General features: G+C 59.0%; 16 protein-coding genes and 3 tRNA genes. 8 read left to right on the forward strand and 11 right to left on the reverse strand.

Translation table 11 applies throughout. The features are described 5' to 3' along the window. Window positions 1-93 precede the first annotated feature (93 nt). Together phoQ and phoP are read right to left on the reverse strand one after the other, a co-directional pair. The gene (gene phoQ, locus DCL27_RS06595) at window positions 94-1,560 is read right to left on the reverse strand and encodes a two-component system sensor histidine kinase PhoQ (RefSeq protein WP_035596216.1); all 1,467 of its coding nucleotides are present in this window, start codon (window positions 1,558-1,560) and stop codon (window positions 94-96) included. Further along, window positions 1,557-2,231, reverse strand: coding sequence for a two-component system response regulator PhoP (gene phoP, locus DCL27_RS06600; protein ID WP_005287166.1), 675 nt, complete (start codon window positions 2,229-2,231; stop codon window positions 1,557-1,559). Before phoP ends, phoQ begins: the two co-directional genes overlap by 4 nt. Before the next feature lie 334 nt (window positions 2,232-2,565). Here phoP and DCL27_RS06605 point away from each other — a divergent pair, with 334 nt between their 5' ends. Then, window positions 2,566-3,618, forward strand: a complete 1,053-nt coding sequence (locus DCL27_RS06605; protein WP_035596219.1) for an ADP-ribosylglycohydrolase family protein — start codon at window positions 2,566-2,568, stop codon at window positions 3,616-3,618. A 40-nt stretch (window positions 3,619-3,658) separates the two neighbouring features. Here the strand turns inward: DCL27_RS06605 and DCL27_RS06610 are convergent, their stop codons facing one another. From DCL27_RS06610 to rluE, 7 genes are all read right to left on the reverse strand, one after another. Continuing rightward, window positions 3,659-4,417, reverse strand: a complete 759-nt coding sequence (locus tag DCL27_RS06610) for a GntR family transcriptional regulator (RefSeq protein WP_005293897.1) — start codon at window positions 4,415-4,417, stop codon at window positions 3,659-3,661. A 168-nt stretch (window positions 4,418-4,585) separates the two neighbouring features. Beyond that, window positions 4,586-5,956, reverse strand: coding sequence for an adenylosuccinate lyase (gene purB / locus DCL27_RS06615; protein ID WP_005287154.1), 1,371 nt, complete (start codon window positions 5,954-5,956; stop codon window positions 4,586-4,588). 28 nt (window positions 5,957-5,984) lie between these two features. Next, window positions 5,985-6,611 carry a high frequency lysogenization protein HflD gene (gene hflD / locus DCL27_RS06620; RefSeq protein ID WP_035596222.1) on the reverse strand — a complete coding sequence of 209 codons (627 nt, stop codon included), beginning with the start codon at window positions 6,609-6,611 and terminating at the stop codon, window positions 5,985-5,987. A 163-nt stretch (window positions 6,612-6,774) separates the two neighbouring features. After that, window positions 6,775-7,830: a GGDEF domain-containing protein gene (locus tag DCL27_RS06625; RefSeq protein WP_005287150.1), complete on the reverse strand. Its 1,056-nt coding sequence runs from the start codon at window positions 7,828-7,830 to the stop codon at window positions 6,775-6,777. 155 nt (window positions 7,831-7,985) lie between these two features. Further along, a complete protein-coding gene (gene mnmA, locus DCL27_RS06630) occupies window positions 7,986-9,089 on the reverse strand; it encodes a tRNA 2-thiouridine(34) synthase MnmA (RefSeq protein ID WP_035596225.1) in 1,104 nt (367 codons plus the stop codon). A gap of 89 nt (window positions 9,090-9,178) precedes the next feature. Then, window positions 9,179-9,625 carry an NUDIX hydrolase gene (locus DCL27_RS06635; protein WP_035596229.1) on the reverse strand — a complete coding sequence of 149 codons (447 nt, stop codon included), beginning with the start codon at window positions 9,623-9,625 and terminating at the stop codon, window positions 9,179-9,181. Between the two features lie 59 nt (window positions 9,626-9,684). Continuing rightward, window positions 9,685-10,314 (reverse strand): 23S rRNA pseudouridine(2457) synthase RluE, encoded by a 630-nt coding sequence (rluE, locus tag DCL27_RS06640; RefSeq protein ID WP_223931142.1) that lies wholly within the window; start codon window positions 10,312-10,314, stop codon window positions 9,685-9,687. Between the two features lie 242 nt (window positions 10,315-10,556). On the opposite strand from rluE, the gene icd reads away from it, so the two are divergent. After that, window positions 10,557-11,810 carry an NADP-dependent isocitrate dehydrogenase gene (gene icd, locus DCL27_RS06645; RefSeq protein ID WP_035596394.1) on the forward strand — a complete coding sequence of 418 codons (1,254 nt, stop codon included), beginning with the start codon at window positions 10,557-10,559 and terminating at the stop codon, window positions 11,808-11,810. Window positions 11,811-11,962: 152 nt separating this feature from the next. Here icd and DCL27_RS06650 read toward each other — a convergent pair whose 3' ends face one another. Both DCL27_RS06650 and DCL27_RS06655 read right to left on the reverse strand, forming a co-directional pair. Next, window positions 11,963-12,292 carry a GlpM family protein gene (locus DCL27_RS06650; protein ID WP_035596397.1) on the reverse strand — a complete coding sequence of 110 codons (330 nt, stop codon included), beginning with the start codon at window positions 12,290-12,292 and terminating at the stop codon, window positions 11,963-11,965. A 112-nt stretch (window positions 12,293-12,404) separates the two neighbouring features. Further along, on the reverse strand, window positions 12,405-12,629 hold the full coding sequence (locus tag DCL27_RS06655) for a DUF2594 family protein (RefSeq protein ID WP_005287130.1): 225 nt from the start codon (window positions 12,627-12,629) through the stop codon (window positions 12,405-12,407). A gap of 555 nt (window positions 12,630-13,184) precedes the next feature. On the opposite strand from DCL27_RS06655, the gene uvrY reads away from it, so the two are divergent. From uvrY to DCL27_RS06685, 6 genes are all read left to right on the forward strand, one after another. Next, window positions 13,185-13,841: a UvrY/SirA/GacA family response regulator transcription factor gene (gene uvrY / locus DCL27_RS06660; protein ID WP_005287125.1), complete on the forward strand. Its 657-nt coding sequence runs from the start codon at window positions 13,185-13,187 to the stop codon at window positions 13,839-13,841. Then, the gene (uvrC, locus tag DCL27_RS06665) at window positions 13,834-15,666 is read left to right on the forward strand and encodes an excinuclease ABC subunit UvrC (protein WP_005287122.1); all 1,833 of its coding nucleotides are present in this window, start codon (window positions 13,834-13,836) and stop codon (window positions 15,664-15,666) included. The genes uvrY and uvrC overlap by 8 nt, the downstream gene beginning before the upstream one ends. A gap of 55 nt (window positions 15,667-15,721) precedes the next feature. Continuing rightward, window positions 15,722-16,270, forward strand: coding sequence for a CDP-diacylglycerol--glycerol-3-phosphate 3-phosphatidyltransferase (gene pgsA / locus DCL27_RS06670; RefSeq protein WP_005287119.1), 549 nt, complete (start codon window positions 15,722-15,724; stop codon window positions 16,268-16,270). A gap of 137 nt (window positions 16,271-16,407) precedes the next feature. Further along, window positions 16,408-16,483, forward strand: a tRNA-Gly gene (locus DCL27_RS06675). 40 nt (window positions 16,484-16,523) lie between these two features. Beyond that, window positions 16,524-16,597: transfer RNA gene (locus tag DCL27_RS06680), tRNA-Cys, on the forward strand. Window positions 16,598-16,611: 14 nt separating this feature from the next. Beyond that, window positions 16,612-16,698, forward strand: a tRNA-Leu gene (locus DCL27_RS06685). The last annotated feature ends 125 nt before the right edge of the window (window positions 16,699-16,823 follow it).

Below are 16,823 nucleotides of genomic sequence, written 5' to 3' on the forward strand. Positions count from 1 at the left end.
TCCTGTGATGGTTGGTGGCACAGCGGGAAGTATAACGGATGGCGCGCCGTCAGCCGCCAGAGGCGAGGGCATTTTGTGCCCTCGTCGACGGAATTAATCGTTTTCTAACCGCTGTTGGCCGAAGCGCACGTGCATACGTGCCCCGCCCAACGGGCTATCGTCGATGGTGACGCTCCCCTCGTACTGCGCGACCAGCTCGTCCACTAACGCCAGCCCCAGCCCCTGACCCGGGCGCAGGGTATCGGCGCGTTGGCCGCGAGCAAACACCAGTTCGCGTTTATCGTCGGGGATACCTGGACCGTCATCATCCACCCATAGCAGCAGGGTATCGCCCTGCAGACAGGCGCTGACCTCGACGAACTCCAGGCAGTATTTGCAGGCGTTGTCCAGTAGGTTACCCATCACCTCCATCAGATCGTTTTTCTCGCCGATAAAGGTCAACTCCGGCGGGATATCCAGCGAGATATCGACCCCCTTACGTTGGTAAACCTTGTTCAGTGCCGAAGCCAGGGCGTCGAGGATCGCCGGTACCGAATGGACTTCACGATTGAGCACGCTATGCTCCGACTGGGCGCTGGCGCGGTGCAGGTAGTAGCCGATCTGCTGGGAGATGCGACTGATCTGCTCCAGCATGATCGGCTCGGCCTGCTCGATGCTCAGGCTTTTACCGTTGCGCAGGGAGCGCAGGGTACTCTGTAGCACCGCCAGCGGGGTCTTCAGGCTATGAGTCAGGTCGGAGAGGGTGGTGCGATAACGGGTGTAGCGCTGTCGTTCGTTGCTTAACAAGATGTTGAGGTTACGCACCAGCCCACGCAGCTCGAGGGGGGGATTCTCGCTCAGGCTATCCCGCTGCCCCTTCTCCAGCTCACGCACCTGACTGGCGACCTCCTTGATCGGTTGCAGGCTCCAGTAGGCGGCCAGCCACAGCAGCGGCACCACTAATAGCACGTTGGCGATCAGCACATAGCTAAACCAGCCCCAGACCATATCCGAATTCTGTAGCTCCTGTGGGATGGTGTCGACCACTACGATGGTCAGCGCCGGGAGATGGTCGGTCGCGCTATACTGGCTGACGGCGACCGAGTGGGTCATGGCATCGGCGCTGTCGTCGTCGTAGTCCTTGAGTTGATCCTGCATCTGCGGGTTATCGCCCAGGACCGTGCTACTGAAGTGTTTGTTGCTGTCAATCTCATAGAAGCCGGGTTTCTCCAGCCAGGCGCGCTCGATGCGTTTCTCCAGCGCCGGTACGCGGCGCTGACTCCAAAGCAGGTGTCCCTCGCGATCGTAGATCATCACCAGGGTTGGGGTATTGAGCGCCATGTTGGGCGGTGGGGTGATGGTGAGTCGCCCATCCTGCCAGTGAGCCAGGCTAAAGAACAGATTGCTCTCGCCACGCAGCAGGCGGTAGGTCGTCTTATCGAAGCTGACGGCGTAGCCGACCACGGCCACCAGGCCATAAGCCAGCGACAAGAGGAACACCATGGCGGCGGTGGCCAGCATGAAACGGGTGCGTAGCGAGAAGGGGCGAGCCTTCCAGACCTGCCAGCGTTGGCACATCATGCCGGGACGTCGAAGCGGTAACCCTGACCACGCACGGTAGTGATCACCTCCGCCGGAAACGCCTGCTGTAGCTTCTTGCGCAGGCGGCCCATCAGCACGTCGATAGTATGGCTTTCGCGCAGTTCGGCATCGGGATAGAGTTGCAGCATCAGCGCATCCTTACTCACCACCTTGCCGTTGTTGCGGATCAACGTCTCCATAATGGTGTACTCGAAAGCGGTGAGCTTGATCAGCGTGTCGTCCACCCGCAATTCGCGGCGCGACAGATCGACCTGGAAGGGCGGCAGGCTGATGATCTGCGAGGCCAGGCCGCTATTCCGGCGCATCAGCGCCTGCATGCGCGCCAGCACCTCCTCCAGATGGAACGGCTTGGTGACGTAGTCGTCGGCGCCGGCTTCGAGCACCGTGACCTTCTCCTGCCAACTTTCGCGCGCGGTGAGCACCAGGATCGGCAGCGTGACCTGCTCGCTCCGCCAGCGGCGGATCAGACTCAGGCCATCTTCGCCCGGTAGGCCGAGGTCGACGATCGCGATGTCTGGCGTTTGCTCACGGACGAAAAAATCGGCCTCTTTGGCATTTTCCGCCGCGTCGACCTGGTGGCCGAGTTCGCGCATTTGTACCGCCAAATGGTGGCGTAGCAGGTTGTTGTCTTCGACGACTAAGATACGCATATTCAAATCCTTCCACTATCGTGCCGGGGTTACGATTGCCCCCTGAAATGCCTGGTTTCACCCTAGCGGAAAGTGGCTAGAGCGTCCATGGGATCTTGTTGACGTTGCCCGCTTTCCTTCAGCCTGTACGCCTCGCGGCATCGCCGACGACGTTAGATCGGCTAACCATAAACACCCTAACCTCAACGGCAGATAAACTAGGCGCTTGCCATAGAGGCGAGACGCGCCGACAGGGTGTGAGCGAGAGCGCGCCGTGAGGCGGCGGTGATTGCTGTTTTTGGTATTATTAAGGTACTATTAACGCCTAATCAGCGAACAGAATGAGAGAGCGAGTATGACAGAGTTGGCGGCGCAGGCCTGCGTCCAACGCGATAACCAAGCGGAGACGGCGCAGCATATCCTGGGGGCGTTGTACGGTCAGATGTTGGGTGATGCCTTAGCCATGCCGTCGGAGTTGTGGCCGCGCGAGCGGGTTCGTCGCCACTTCGGTTGGATCGATCGTTTCCTCGATGGACCGGCGGAGAATAGCGCCGCCTGCTATTTCCTGGCCGGGCAGTATACCGATGACACCTCGATGGCGCTGGCGTTGGCCGATGCGTTGATCGAGGCCGAGGGGGAGGTGGTGCCCGAGTTGATCGCGCGTAACATCATGCGCTGGGCCGAAGGGTTTAACGCCTTCGAGCGCAATATCCTTGGCCCCAGCTCGCGCCAGGCGCTGACGGAGCAACAGGCGGGGATGGCGATCGCCGCGCAGGAGAATAACGGGGTGACGAATGGCGCCGCGATGCGCGTCTCGCCCTTAGGCTGCCTATTGCCATCGGCGCCGTTACCGGACTTCGTCGAGCAGGTGTGGCAGGCCTCCAGCCCGACCCATAAGTCAGACATCGCGGTGGCCGGGGCGGTGGTGATCGCCTGGGCGGTCTCGCGGGCGATCGAAGGGGCGAGTTGGGCGACGATCCGCCTGGCGTTGCCGGGGGTGGCGGCCTATGCCCAACAGTATCGGCCTTCGACCTTTAGCCCATCCCTGGCGGCTCGGCTTGAACTGGCGTTAACGGTGAGTGAGACGGCATCGGGGTATGAGCAGGGCAGCGAACGGATCTATCAGTTGATCGGCGCCGGCGTCTCGACCATCGAGTCGGTACCAGCGGCCATCGCCATGGTCGATCTGGCCCAAGGCTGCCCGAACCGTTGCGCCGAGTTGTGCGCCAACTTGGGCGGCGACACCGACACCATCGGGGCGATGGCAACGGCGATTTGCGGCGCGCTTGGCGGGATTCAGGCGATCCGTCCCGATTGGTTGGCGACCCTGCAACGGGTCAACCCACAGGATATGCAGCATTACGCCACGGCGTTGCAGCGCCTACGCCATCAGCGCACGCAGCGCTGAGTGTGTGCCGGGCAGGCGCTTGAGCGCCGGCCCGCGCCACTTACTCCTCCGCCGTATATTCGTACATGTCACCCCGGCAGTAGTTGATGCTGTACTCCAATGGCCGCTGGGCCTGATCGCACAACAGCTGGCGGATTACCAGCATGGCGGTCGGCGCCGGGATAGCCAGTTTCTGCTGTAGCGAGGGATCGGCCAGACAGGCGCTGAGTTGGCTGGTGAGCCGACCGAACTGGATCTGACGGGCGCGCAGGTAGGCATAGAGCGAGTCGCCGATCTCGTTACAATTACCGATGGCTTCGCGCACCACATAGGAGATGGCCAGCGAGAGATTCTCGCCATCCACGCTGCGGATACGCTCCAGGCGATAGACCGGCGTGTCGATAGGCAGCGCCAGTTTTTCGGCGATGGTGGCGGAGGCGGGCACCAGCTCGCGCGTCAACCAACGGGTTCCGGGCGTATGACCCAGCATGGCGACCTCATCGGAGAAGCCCTTGATATTCGCGAGTGAGTAGGCCAGCGACGACATCGGCACCTGTTTGATCTGGGTACCAAAGCCGCGTCCGCGACCAATGATGTCATCTTGCTCCAGGCAGGCCAACGCCTTGCGTACCGTGATACGTGAGATCTTCAGTGCCTCGGTGAAGGCGCGCTCGCTGGGCAGGAAGTCGCCCGGTTGCAACATCCCCTGAGCGATGGCTTGGCGGATGGACTCGTTGAAGCGGAGATAGATGGGCATGGATCCAGGTTGAGCGAGGTCATCACGGAGCTTTTGTAGCAGTGGAGTTGGGTCGGCACTCATAGTGTTCGGCATTAATCATAAGCTGTATTGGATGGTTCCAGTGTAATCGCTGGCAGGGCGTGGCAGAAGTAAAAAGTCGGTATGCTGTGACGGAAGGCGCGTCGCGAAGGGAGAGGAGCACCCTCCGCCCGCCGCGGAAGGTGCAAAAGTGAACAATGGGCGGATCGATTACTTCAACTTATCGACCAGCTGGACGGCGGCACCGATGTAACTGGCCGGTGTCAACGCTTTCAGACGCTGCTTCTCCGCCTCCGGCAAGGCCAGGCCGTCGATGAAGCGCTGCATCCCGGCAGCATCGACGCGTTTGCCGCGGGTCAGCTCTTTCAGCTTCTCGTAGGGCTTCTCGATGCCATAGCGGCGCATCACCGTTTGCACCGGCTCGGCCAGCAGCTCCCAGTTATGATCCAACTCCTCCAGCAGATGGTCGTGATTGACCTCCAGCTTGCTCAAGCCCTTCATGGTCGCCGCATAGGCGATCAAGGCATAACCCAGGCCGACGCCCAGGTTGCGCAGCACGGTGGAGTCGGTCAGATCGCGCTGCCAGCGGGAGACGGGCAGCTTGGCGGCCAAGTGACCGAGCAGGGCGTTGGACAAGCCGAGGTTGCCTTCGGAGTTCTCGAAGTCGATCGGGTTGACCTTGTGCGGCATGGTCGATGAGCCAATCTCGCCGGCGATGGTCTTCTGCTTGAAGTGGTTCAGCGCGATATAGCCCCACACGTCGCGATCGAAGTCGATCAGAATAGTGTTGAAGCGGGCGACGCAGTCAAAGAGCTCGGCGATGTAGTCGTGCGGCTCGATCTGGGTAGTGTAGGGGTTCCACTGGATCCCCAGCGAGCTGACGAAGCTTGCGCTGAAGGCGTGCCAGTCGATGTCTGGGTAGGCCGCCAGATGGGCGTTGTAGTTACCGACGGCGCCGTTAATCTTACCCATGATCTCGATCTGAGTGAGTTGGCGGAACTGGCGCTCCAGACGGTAGGCGACGTTGGCGAACTCTTTACCGACGGTGGTCGGCGTCGCCGGCTGGCCGTGGGTACGCGCCATCAGCGGGACGTCGCGGTAGGTGTGCGCCAGCCCCTGAAGGGTTTCGATCAGCTGGCGCCAGCTCGGCTTCAATACCTCTTCACGCGCGCTGTGCAACATCAGGGCATGAGAGAGGTTGTTGATATCTTCGGAGGTGCAGGCGAAGTGAATGAATTCGGAAACGGCGTGCAGCGCCGGTTGGGTAGCGACTTTCTCTTTCAGGAAGTACTCGACCGCCTTCACGTCGTGATTCGTGGTGCGTTCGATGCTCTTGATACGGCGGGCATCCTCTTCGTTGAACTCGCTGACGATACGATCGAGGAAAGCGTTTGCTTGGTCATCAAAAGGCGGAACTTCGCCGATCTCCTCGCAAGCAGCCAGTTTTTGCAGCCAACGTACTTCTACCTGGACACGAAACTTCAACAGACCAAACTCACTAAAGATCGGCCGCAGGGCGGTGACTTTGTCGCCATAACGGCCGTCGATCGGTGATACGGCGGTCAGAGAGGATAATTCCATCGGTAGCAACTCCTGGGGTTGGGAAAGGTTAACTATGAGTCAATAAATTCTGCGCCATCTGGAACAGGCGGTTACGCGAGAACATCAGTTGGAGGCGGCTGCCGCCGACCTGTTGCCACAGGATCCCTGCCCGGATACCCGCCAGCAAGGCGGCGCGGACTCGGGCCTGCACCAACGCGTTTTGCAAGATGCTGGGTGAGCCGGTGACCTGGATGCGCGGCCCCAACGGGCTGATGACATCGACATAGATGGCGGCTAAGGCACTGATGATGGTGTCGGATTCCAGATCGAAGTGCGCCAGTTGACGATCGAGCTCGCCGATGCGTTCGGAGAGGGTCGCCAGCGCCTGCCGGTTACCGTATAGCTTACGCTCCAGTAACATCAGGCTCAGGCAGTAGCGGGTTAACTCGGCACCCGGCCCCTGACGGTTAGCATTCAACACGTTGAGCAGTGTCTCCAGCCCCGGTTTAAGCACGCGTTCATGGTCGCCGAAGACCGCGAGGGTATTGGGCGGATCGGTTTGAAGAATACTGTGCAGCGAGGTGCGTAGCGCACTGTTGTCGCATTGCCCTTCATGGGCTAACTGCTGAACCAGACGCGCTGACTGACAGATACCGGCTAATGCCAGGGTGATGTCATAGTAATTCTTCGCCACGTTGACTCCTGTTTGCGGGCCGCGAGACACCGACGATGAGGCGCCGGTGCGGGATTCTGACGCCCGATCATGCCATAAACCCGGCGCTAAACCTAGCGGCATGGGCGATCGGAACCGACAACTGGCGCACATCTGCGCAAACGATGACGTCGTCAGCGGCGGATCAGGTGACGATGATGCGGTTTTTCCCTTGGCGCTTGGCGCGATACAGCGCCTCGTCGGCCTGGGCGATGGCGTGTTCGAGATCGGAGTAGCCGTCGAAACGCGTCAGGCCGAAGGAGGCGGTGACCCAGGCGCGTTGACCGTGACCGAGATAAAGCGGGGCATGGCTGATCAGCCGGCGCAGATGTTCGCAGCGTGCGTTGGCTTGACTGAGTTCTAACTCGGCGAACAGGATGATGAACTCTTCACCGCCGAAGCGGGCGATATAGTCTTGCGGCGAGAGGGTCTGGTTGGCCATCTTCGCCAGCGTGATCAAGACCTGGTCGCCACAGAGGTGGCCGTAATGATCGTTGATCTGCTTGAAATTATCGATGTCGATCATCGCGATACAGCAGGGGCGCTGCTCACGCTCCAGCGTCAGGATCTGTTGCTGCAGCCCCTGGCGATTGTAGGTTTGGGTCAATTGATCGCGCAGCGCGGATTCACGCAGGGTGAAGTAGGCGTTGATGCTGCGCTGTTTGAGGGTCAGCGTCTGGTAACAGACCAGCAGGCAACAGTAGGCGATGACCTGGTGCAACAACGCATCCAGCAGTTCGATGCGCTGGGTCAGTTCCGGGACGATGATCAGCAGGTGGAACAGTGCGACCAGCGAGATACACAGGATAAACATGCGCAGGGTGTTGCGTTGCCAGATCCGGCTCAGCAGCAGCGGCGCCAGCATCAGGCCGATAAACAGATTATCGAGCACGAATCCACCGGTGGTGATGAAGTTTAGCAGCCAGGCCGTCAGCCCGGCACACCAGCCGCCGAAGAAGGTGACCAAGATCATCGGGACGATCTCGAACGAGTAGTGGATATGCGCGCTCACGGGCATTTTGCTGCCGCTGAGATACCAGGAGAGCAGGCCGGCGATTAATCCCCACAGGATACGGCCCGGCAGCGGCGAATAGGGGCCGAGCGCCCGCTGCTTACTCAACGCGAAGTAACTGACGGAGAGCGTCGCGTAGGTGACGCAGGCGTTGATATACAGGAGATCGAGGGATTGCAGCGGACTCATGACTCACTATCGATCGGGTTCAGACTATTCTGAGTGTAACATAATCGGGACAATGAGCCGCTAGCCGCGGATAGCGTGTGTGGTGCGAAAAGCGTAAAGCCAGCCAGACAGTGGTGTATCGCGTGTCCGGCTGGCAGAGGGAGGCGTCGAGGGAATTAATCGACCAGGCGTGCCTCGATGATGCCGCCGCCCAGGCAGACTTCATCTTGGTAGAAGACAGCGGATTGCCCCGGTGTGACGGCGGCGACCGGCTGATCGAAACGTACCTCAATGCGCGTTTCGTCGATCGGTATCACCCGGCAGGGGATGTCGGCTTGGCGGTAACGCGTCTTCACCGTACAACGTAGCTCCGCCGTCAGCGGGCGGCGGTCGACCCAATGCAGCTGCTGAGCGATCAAGCCATTGGAGAACAGGCGCGGATGGTCATGCCCCTGGGCGACCAGCAACACGTTATTGGCCACGTCTTTATCCACCACGTACCACGGCTCTTCATTCCCCTCCTTGGTGCCGCCGATACCCAGCCCCTTGCGCTGCCCCAGGGTGTGATACATCAGCCCCTGGTGTTCGCCGATCTCCTGGCCATCGACGGTGATGATCTTACCCGGTTGCGCCGGTAGATAGCGGCCGAGGAAGTCGCGGAACTTGCGCTCGCCGATGAAGCAGATGCCGGTGGAGTCTTTCTTCTTGGCGGTAGCCAGATCCAGCTGAGTGGCGATGCGCCGCACCTCCGGTTTCTCCAGCTCTCCGACCGGGAACAGGCTCTGCGCCACTTGCTGGTGGCTAAGGGTGTAGAGGAAATAGCTCTGATCTTTATTGGCATCCACGCCACGCAGCAGCTGGGTGGTGCCGTCGATGTCGCGACGGCGCACGTAGTGGCCGGTGGCGATGTAGTCGGCCCCCAGATCTTCCGCGGCGAACTCCAAGAAGGCCTTAAACTTGATCTCCTTGTTGCACAGGATATCCGGGTTAGGCGTGCGGCCGGCCCGGTACTCCTGCAAGAACAACTCGAAGACATTGTCCCAGTACTCGGCGGCGAAGTTGACGGTGTGCAGCTCGATGCCGAGCTTGTCGCAGACCGCCTGGGCATCGGCCAGATCGGCGGCCGCGGAACAATACTCGTCGTTATCGTCCTCTTCCCAGTTCTTCATGAACAGGCCAGCAACCTGATACCCCTGTTGTTGTAATAAATAGGCGGATACGGAGGAATCGACACCGCCGGACATCCCGACGATCACTTTTTTCTGGCTGTTATCTGACATGAGACTCTCGCAGTCTGAGTGGAACATAAACGAGCGTCTAGTTTACCACGTTGCCACTGGACACGCACCGCCTGTGCGGTGCGCTGACGTCAGCGTGCGGGTGGGTAGGCGCACAGGAGGGCGAGGGGATAACGCTCTCCTCGCTGGTAGCAGCGCAGACTCTCCGCCACCAGCGGCGAACGTAGCTGCGACGAGGCGAGGATCTGCTCGGCGGGGAGCCACAGGCAGCGGTCGATGTCACTATCGTGTGGTTTGGTCGCCTGGCAGTGGGCGAGGTCGATGGCAAAGGTGAAGCGCAGAAACGGGGTGGCGTCCGGTGCCACCCACTGAAAGATTTGCAGCAGAGACTGCGGTTCGGCGCGTAGGCCGCTCTCCTCCCACAACTCGCGCGCCGCCGCCTGCAATAGGGTCTCGCCCGGCTCCAGATGGCCGGCGGGTTGGTTCCAACGCACCTGGCCGTCGATGGTCTCCTCGACGATCAAAAAACGCCCTTCGGCCTGCACGACACTGGCGACGGTAACATGCGGTTTCAACATAGCGGCTCCTCACTGGCCGCCTGGGTGCGGCTCCTCACTGGCCGCCTGGGTGCGGCGCCTCAGGACCAGTCGATCTCACGCCAGCAGCCCGACGCCAGATCCTCTAGGGTAATGGAGCCCATACTATAACGGATCAGCCGTAGGGTGGGGTAACCGATATGCGCCGTCATGCGTCGGACCTGACGGTTGCGTCCCTCATAGAGGGTGATCTTGAGCCAGCTGGTGGGGATGCTCTTGCGCTCGCGAATGGGCGGGTTGCGCGGCCAGAGCCACTCTGGCTCGGCTACTCGTTCCGCCTGGGCGGGCAGCGTTGGGCCATCTTTCAGTGTCAATCCTTGACGAAAGCGGGCCAGATCGTGTTCCGTCGGCTCGCCCTCTACCTGTACATAGTACACCTTGCCGGTACGCTTGCCCGGTTGGGTCAGCTGCGCCTGGAGTTGTCCGTCGTTGGTCAACACCAGCAAGCCCTCGCTGTCGCGATCTAAGCGTCCGGCGGCGTAGATACCCGTGAGCGGAATGTACTGCTTCAGGGTGGTGCGCCCCTGCTCATCGGTGAATTGGGGCAGCACGTCGAATGGCTTATTGAAGATCACCACGCGGCGCGGGGCTGGCGGGCGTTTATCTATACTGGGACGACGGATCGGGCGTTGCGGACGGCGAACGCGGGATTTTGGGTCTGATTTTGACATTTTTCTGGCCATATAGGATGTTAGCAAGGCGCATGGGCAAAACTGTGCGTCATGACACACGGATTATACCTAAAAATGTATTCCGATTGGCGTTGGCTGTTAATTTAAGTACTATTGACATTGGTTTTACAGTAAGTTAACAAAGTCATTGAGCGTATGCTGTATAATATATATTAAATCAATCGGTTATCGTCAGCCTACGGCAGGCGAGACCTAGGCAAGTTACGCGGAGGGAGAGGTTAATGGAAAGTAAAGTCGTGGTGCCGGCTGAAGGGCAGAAGATTAGTGTCGACGCGCAGGGCAAACTGAGCGTCCCGGCACAGCCCATTATTCCGTTTATCGAAGGGGATGGTATCGGGGTCGATGTGACGCCGGCGATGATCAAGGTGGTCGATGCCGCCGTCGCCAAGGCGTATCACGGTGAGCGCAAGATCGCCTGGATGGAGATCTACACCGGTGAGAAAGCGACCCAGGTCTACGGCCTGGATGTGTGGCTGCCCGATGAGACGCTGGCGCTGATCCGTGATTACCGCGTCGCCATCAAGGGCCCCTTGACGACACCGGTTGGCGGCGGCATCCGTTCACTTAACGTCGCCCTGCGTCAGCAGTTAGACCTGTACATCTGTCTGCGTCCGGTACGCTACTACCAAGGGACGCCGAGCCCGGTGAAACAACCGGAGCTGACCGATATGGTGATCTTCCGCGAGAACGCCGAAGACATCTACGCCGGTATCGAATGGAAGGCCGACAGCCCCGAAGCGAAGAAGGTGATTAACTTCCTGCGCGAGGAGATGGGGGTTAACAAGATCCGCTTCACCGATCACTGCGGCATCGGGGTGAAACCGTGCTCCGAGCAGGGGACGAAGCGCCTGGTGCGCGCCGCGATCGAGTATGCCATCGCCAACGATCGTGAGTCGGTGACCCTGGTGCATAAGGGCAATATCATGAAGTTCACCGAGGGCGCCTTCAAGGATTGGGGCTACCAACTGGCGCGTGACGAGTTCGGCGGCGAGCCCATCGATGGCGGCCCGTGGGTCGCGGTGAAGAACCCGCGTAACGGTAAAACCATCGTGATCAAAGATGTGATCGCCGATGCCTTCCTGCAGCAGATCTTGCTGCGCCCGGCGGAGTACGACGTCATCGCCTGTATGAACCTCAACGGCGACTACATCTCCGACGCCCTGGCCGCGCAGGTCGGCGGTATCGGTATCGCGCCGGGAGCCAACATCGGCGATGCGTGCGCGCTGTTTGAGGCGACCCACGGCACCGCGCCGAAATATGCCGGTCAGGATAAGGTGAACCCCGGCTCGATCATCCTCTCCGCCGAGATGATGCTGCGTCACATGGGCTGGACGGAAGCGGCGGACCTGATCATTAACGGCATGGAAGGGGCGATCGCCAACAAGACCGTGACCTATGACTTCGAGCGTCTGATGGAGGGCGCCACGCTGCTGAAATGCTCAGAGTTTGCCGACGCGATCATCGACAACATGTGATGCATATAAGTCAGTGAAAACGTTTAACGGGGGCGTGATCGTCCCCGTTTTTATTGGCGGCCCAGCCATGCCAACGCCACGCTGCGAGATACCTTCGGCGACGCCCCTGGGCATCGGCGGCAGCATATCCGCGATGCGCTGCTGCGGTAAAGCTAGCGCTGCCACAGGAGAATCAATACCCCGGCGGCAAGGGCCCAGCAGAGGACCGCGCCTAACAGCGCCACGGGGAGCGGCAGATGCCCCGCCAACAGATAGAGGGAGAGGAGGTAGATCAGATAGGGGATAATGGCCCACAGGCCAAACAGGATGGTGTGGCGCAACGCGTCGAGGGAGCGTTCGCGGCCAACGAGGTAATGCGCGATCAGGGCGAAGGTGGGAAACATCGGCACCAGCCCAGCCAGATAGTAATTTTTACTGCGGGCGCAGAGGGCGATCAACAAAACCGCCAAGGCTCCGATTAGCGCTTTGAGCGCGAGTCCCATCGCTGGATCCTGATGCTGGCCGAGTGCCCGACCCTCCCCGGGGAAGGCGTTATTTGCTTAAAACGCCCTGGTTCGCCGGGGAAAAGCCGCCGTCGGCGCGTCAGTCGCTGACTTACTGACGATAGACGTGTTTAATTTGCGCCATGGTCTTTTTGAAGGCTTCAGATTGCTCCTGATCTTCTAACCGGCCCGCATATTTTTCCATATTGATGATCACTTTACCGGCGTCGGCCTGCCCCATGGCCTTGAGCATTTCGGTCAGGGTGGCTTTCAGACAGGTGACCTCGTGCGTCAAAGCTTCGATGGTCGCTTCGGTAGAAAAATCAGCGTTGCTCATAAGTTACCTTTTGTTGATCTGGCGCACCCGTTACCGGGTACGCGGTTGTTCGTTTGACGATCCGTGGCCGGTGCGTTGACGCGCGGCATAATCGGCGGCGAAGTATATCACAATATATCGAATATTGTGCTGTAACATTGTTAGTATTGATTTTATAGCCATGAGGGCTATTTTTCTTATTTTTGCGTAATCCTTGGTTGGCGTTGTCGCCATTCTTGCGCTTGCTGAGGTAATTGGGGTGGCATTAACTCGAATCTATTGCTACGGCTATTTTTGCAGAATGACGAGTATATTCTCGGCCGCTCTTTTCGGCCTCGCCACGAGCGTGTATCGAGACGAGGCGAGTGAGGCGTAGAAAAAGTACCTATTTAACTCGTTGAGTTTTATGATGCTCTTGTAAAAGCAGAAAAAATGTACATGGCAAAGCCACGCTTTTTTTAGCGAATTTTCTGCATTAAGTAACATTTAATCTATTCATTCTTTCGCTAAAAAACAGTAGACTGGGAAAGTTTGTTATAAAGTATGTTGTTGTTTCCATAGCTGGGAGATTTATCTTTGATTAGCGTTCTTCTTGTTGATGACCACGAACTGGTGCGCGCAGGGATACGACGCATTCTTGAAGATATCAAAGGGATTAAAGTGGTGGGCGAGGCGCAGTGTGGCGAAGACGCGGTGAAATGGTGCCGTAGCAACTGTGCCGACATTGTGTTGATGGATATGAACATGCCGGGGATCGGCGGCCTGGAAGCGACCCGGAAGATCTTACGGGTGAAGCCCGAGGTGAAAGTCATCATGTTGACCATCCATACGGAAAACCCGCTACCGGCTAAGGTCATGCAGGCTGGCGCCTTCGGCTATCTCAGCAAGGGCGCGGCGCCACAGGAGATGATCAGTGCGATCCGTGCGGTCTACTCCGGTCAGCGTTACATCGCCTCCGATATCGCCCAGCAGATGGCGTTGAGCCAATTGGCCCCCCAGAGCGAGTCGCCGTTCGGCTGCCTATCCGAACGTGAACTACAGATCATGCTGATGATCACCAACGGCAGTAAGGTGACGGAGATTTCCGAACAGCTGAATCTGAGCCCCAAAACCGTCAACAGTTACCGTTACCGCATGTTTAGCAAGCTGAACATTAGTGGGGATGTCGAATTGACCCATCTGGCGATCCGGCACGGGCTGTGTAATGCAGAGAAAATTCTAAGCGGTGAGTGAATGCTTTGATGCGGTCGCCTTCCTCAAGACGGTGACCAGCCAACCGGGGGTATACCGGATGTACGAGGCCGGCGGCGAGGTCATTTACGTCGGCAAGGCTAAAGATCTCAAGAAACGTCTCTCCAGCTATTTTCGCCGTCAGCTCGCCAGCCGCAAGACCGAGGCCTTGGTCCGCCAGATTGCCCACATCGATGTCACCGTGACCCACACGGAGACCGAGGCGCTGCTGCTGGAGCACAATTACATCAAGCGTTACCAGCCGCGCTATAACGTCTTGTTACGCGATGATAAGTCTTACCCCCTGATCTACCTCAGCGCCGAGCGTCATCCACGCCTGACGGTGCATCGGGGCGCCAAGCGCGCCCGCGGTGACTATTTCGGCCCATTCCCCAACGCCAGCGCGGTACGCGAGACCTTGGCCCTGCTGCAAAAGCTGTTTCCCATTCGCCAGTGTGAGGATAGCGTCTACCGCAATCGCTCGCGTCCCTGCCTGCAATACCAGATCCAGCGTTGCCTGGGCCCCTGTGTCGCCGGTCTGGTGAGCGACGCGGAGTACGCGCGCCAGGTCGACTACGTACGCCTATTCCTGTCGGGCAAAGACAGCCAGGTGGTGGATGCGTTGGTCGCCCGCATGGAGGAGGCCAGCCGCGCACTGCGTTTCGAAGAGGCTGCGCGCTTGCGCGACCAGATCCAGGCGGTGCGTCGCGTGACCGAGCGCCAGTTCATCTCCGGCGATCACGATGATATCGATGTGGTGGGGGTAGCCTTCGAGGCCGGGATGGCCTGCGTCCATGTGCTGTTTATCCGCCAGGGGCAGGTGCTGGGCAGTCGCAGTTACTTTCCGCGCGTCCCCGCCGGGACGGAGCTCGCCGAGGTGGTGCAGACCTTTATCGGCCAGTTTTATTTGCAGGGCAGCCAGACGCGTACCCTGCCGGGGGAGATCCTGATCGACTTCGCGCTGCCGGAGCGGCAACTGTTGGCGGAGTCGATCAGCGAACTGGCCGGGCGCCGCATCCACATTCAGTCGCAGCCGCGTGGCGATCGGGCGCGTTACCTGAAGCTGGCGCGCACCAACGCCGCCACGGCGCTGAGCAGCAAGCTCTCTCAACAGTCGACTATCCTGCAACGCCTGGTTCAGTTGGAGCAGGTACTCCAGCGTGCCGACATTCAACGCATGGAGTGTTTCGACATCAGCCACACCTTGGGCGAGGAGACGGTGGCCTCCTGCGTGGTCTTCGATCGCAACGGGCCGCTGCGTAGCGAATATCGGCGCTATAATATTAGCGGCATTACGCCTGGGGATGACTACGCCGCCATGCGCCAGGTGCTACGCCGTCGCTATGGCAAGGCGCTGAACGATGAGAAGATCCCCGACGTCATTTTTATTGACGGCGGCAAGGGGCAGCTGGCGCAAGCGAAAGAGGTCTTCGCCGAGCTGGATGTCCCCTGGGATAAGACGCGCCCGCTATTGCTGGGCATCGCCAAGGGAAGCGATCGTAAGGCGGGGCTGGAGACACTGTTCTTCGTCCCCCATGGCGAGGGCTTCTCCCTGGCGCCCGACTCGCCGGCGCTGCACCTGATCCAGCACATTCGCGACGAGTCGCACAACCACGCCATCAGCGGCCACCGTAAGAAGCGTGCCAAGGTGCGAAACACCAGCGCGTTGGAGTCCATCGAGGGCATCGGCCCGAAACGGCGCCAACAATTGCTCAAGTATATGGGGGGAATGCAATCGCTGCGCGACGCCAGTGTCGATGAGATCGCAAAAGTGCCCGGTATTTCAGCCGCATTAGCGGAAAAGATCCACTATGCGTTGAAACAATAAGGGCGTTGTAGCAACATAAACGCAATATCCACGAAAGGAAGATAGTCACCGTACTATGCGATTAAATATCCCTACGCTATTGACGCTGTTTCGCGTCATCCTGATCCCGTTTTTTGTCCTGGCCTTCTATCTTCCGTTCACCTGGGCCCCCTTCGCCTGTGCGCTGATTTTCGTGGTGGCGGCGGTGACCGACTGGTTCGATGGCTTCCTCGCTCGGCGCTGGAAGCAGACCACGCGCTTCGGCGCCTTTCTCGACCCGGTGGCCGACAAGGTGATGGTGGCGACGGCGCTGGTGCTGGTGACCGAGTATTATCACGTCTGGTGGGTGACGCTACCGGCGGCCACCATGATCGCCCGCGAGATCATCATCTCCGCACTGCGTGAGTGGATGGCGGAGATCGGCAAACGCAGCAGTGTGGCCGTCTCCTGGATCGGTAAGGTGAAGACGACGGCTCAGATGCTGGCACTGGTCGGGCTATTATGGCGCCCGGACATCTCTATTATTATCGCCGGGATTGTGGCGCTGTATATCGCCGCGGTATTGACCTTCTGGTCGATGTTCCAATACCTGAGCGCTGCACGCGGCGATCTGTTGGATTCTTGAGGCCGCTGCGTTAAAAAGCGGCAAACGCACGTCCGATGCGAAAAAGAGAGTTGACGTCGTCAGTCAGATAAGTAGAATGCATCGCATCGGACGGCAATAATGAAAAGCCAGAAGATACAACTAAATAAGTTGATTATGCGGGAATAGCTCAGTTGGTAGAGCACAACCTTGCCAAGGTTGGGGTCGCGAGTTCGAGTCTCGTTTCCCGCTCCAAATTTTATGGCTGTGCCGATAGGGCAGGGTCATCCGGTTTGGCGCGTTAACAAAGCGGTTATGTAGCGGATTGCAAATCCGTCTAGTCCGGTTCGACTCCGGAACGCGCCTCCATTTTATTTGTCGCCGCCCGGATGGTGGAATCGGTAGACACAAGGGATTTAAAATCCCTCGGCGTTCGCGCTGTGCGGGTTCAAGTCCCGCTCCGGGTACCATGACAAATAATATAAAAATCAATGCGTAAGCATTGCATCTAAACCACCGCAAGGTGGTTTTTTTGTGCCTATAGATCACCTTTCATAATATTTTTACTATAGCTTTATTTGCCTATCGTAGTTTG

The organism is Edwardsiella tarda ATCC 15947 = NBRC 105688 (genome assembly GCF_003113495.2).
Classification (GTDB): domain Bacteria; phylum Pseudomonadota; class Gammaproteobacteria; order Enterobacterales; family Enterobacteriaceae; genus Edwardsiella; species Edwardsiella tarda.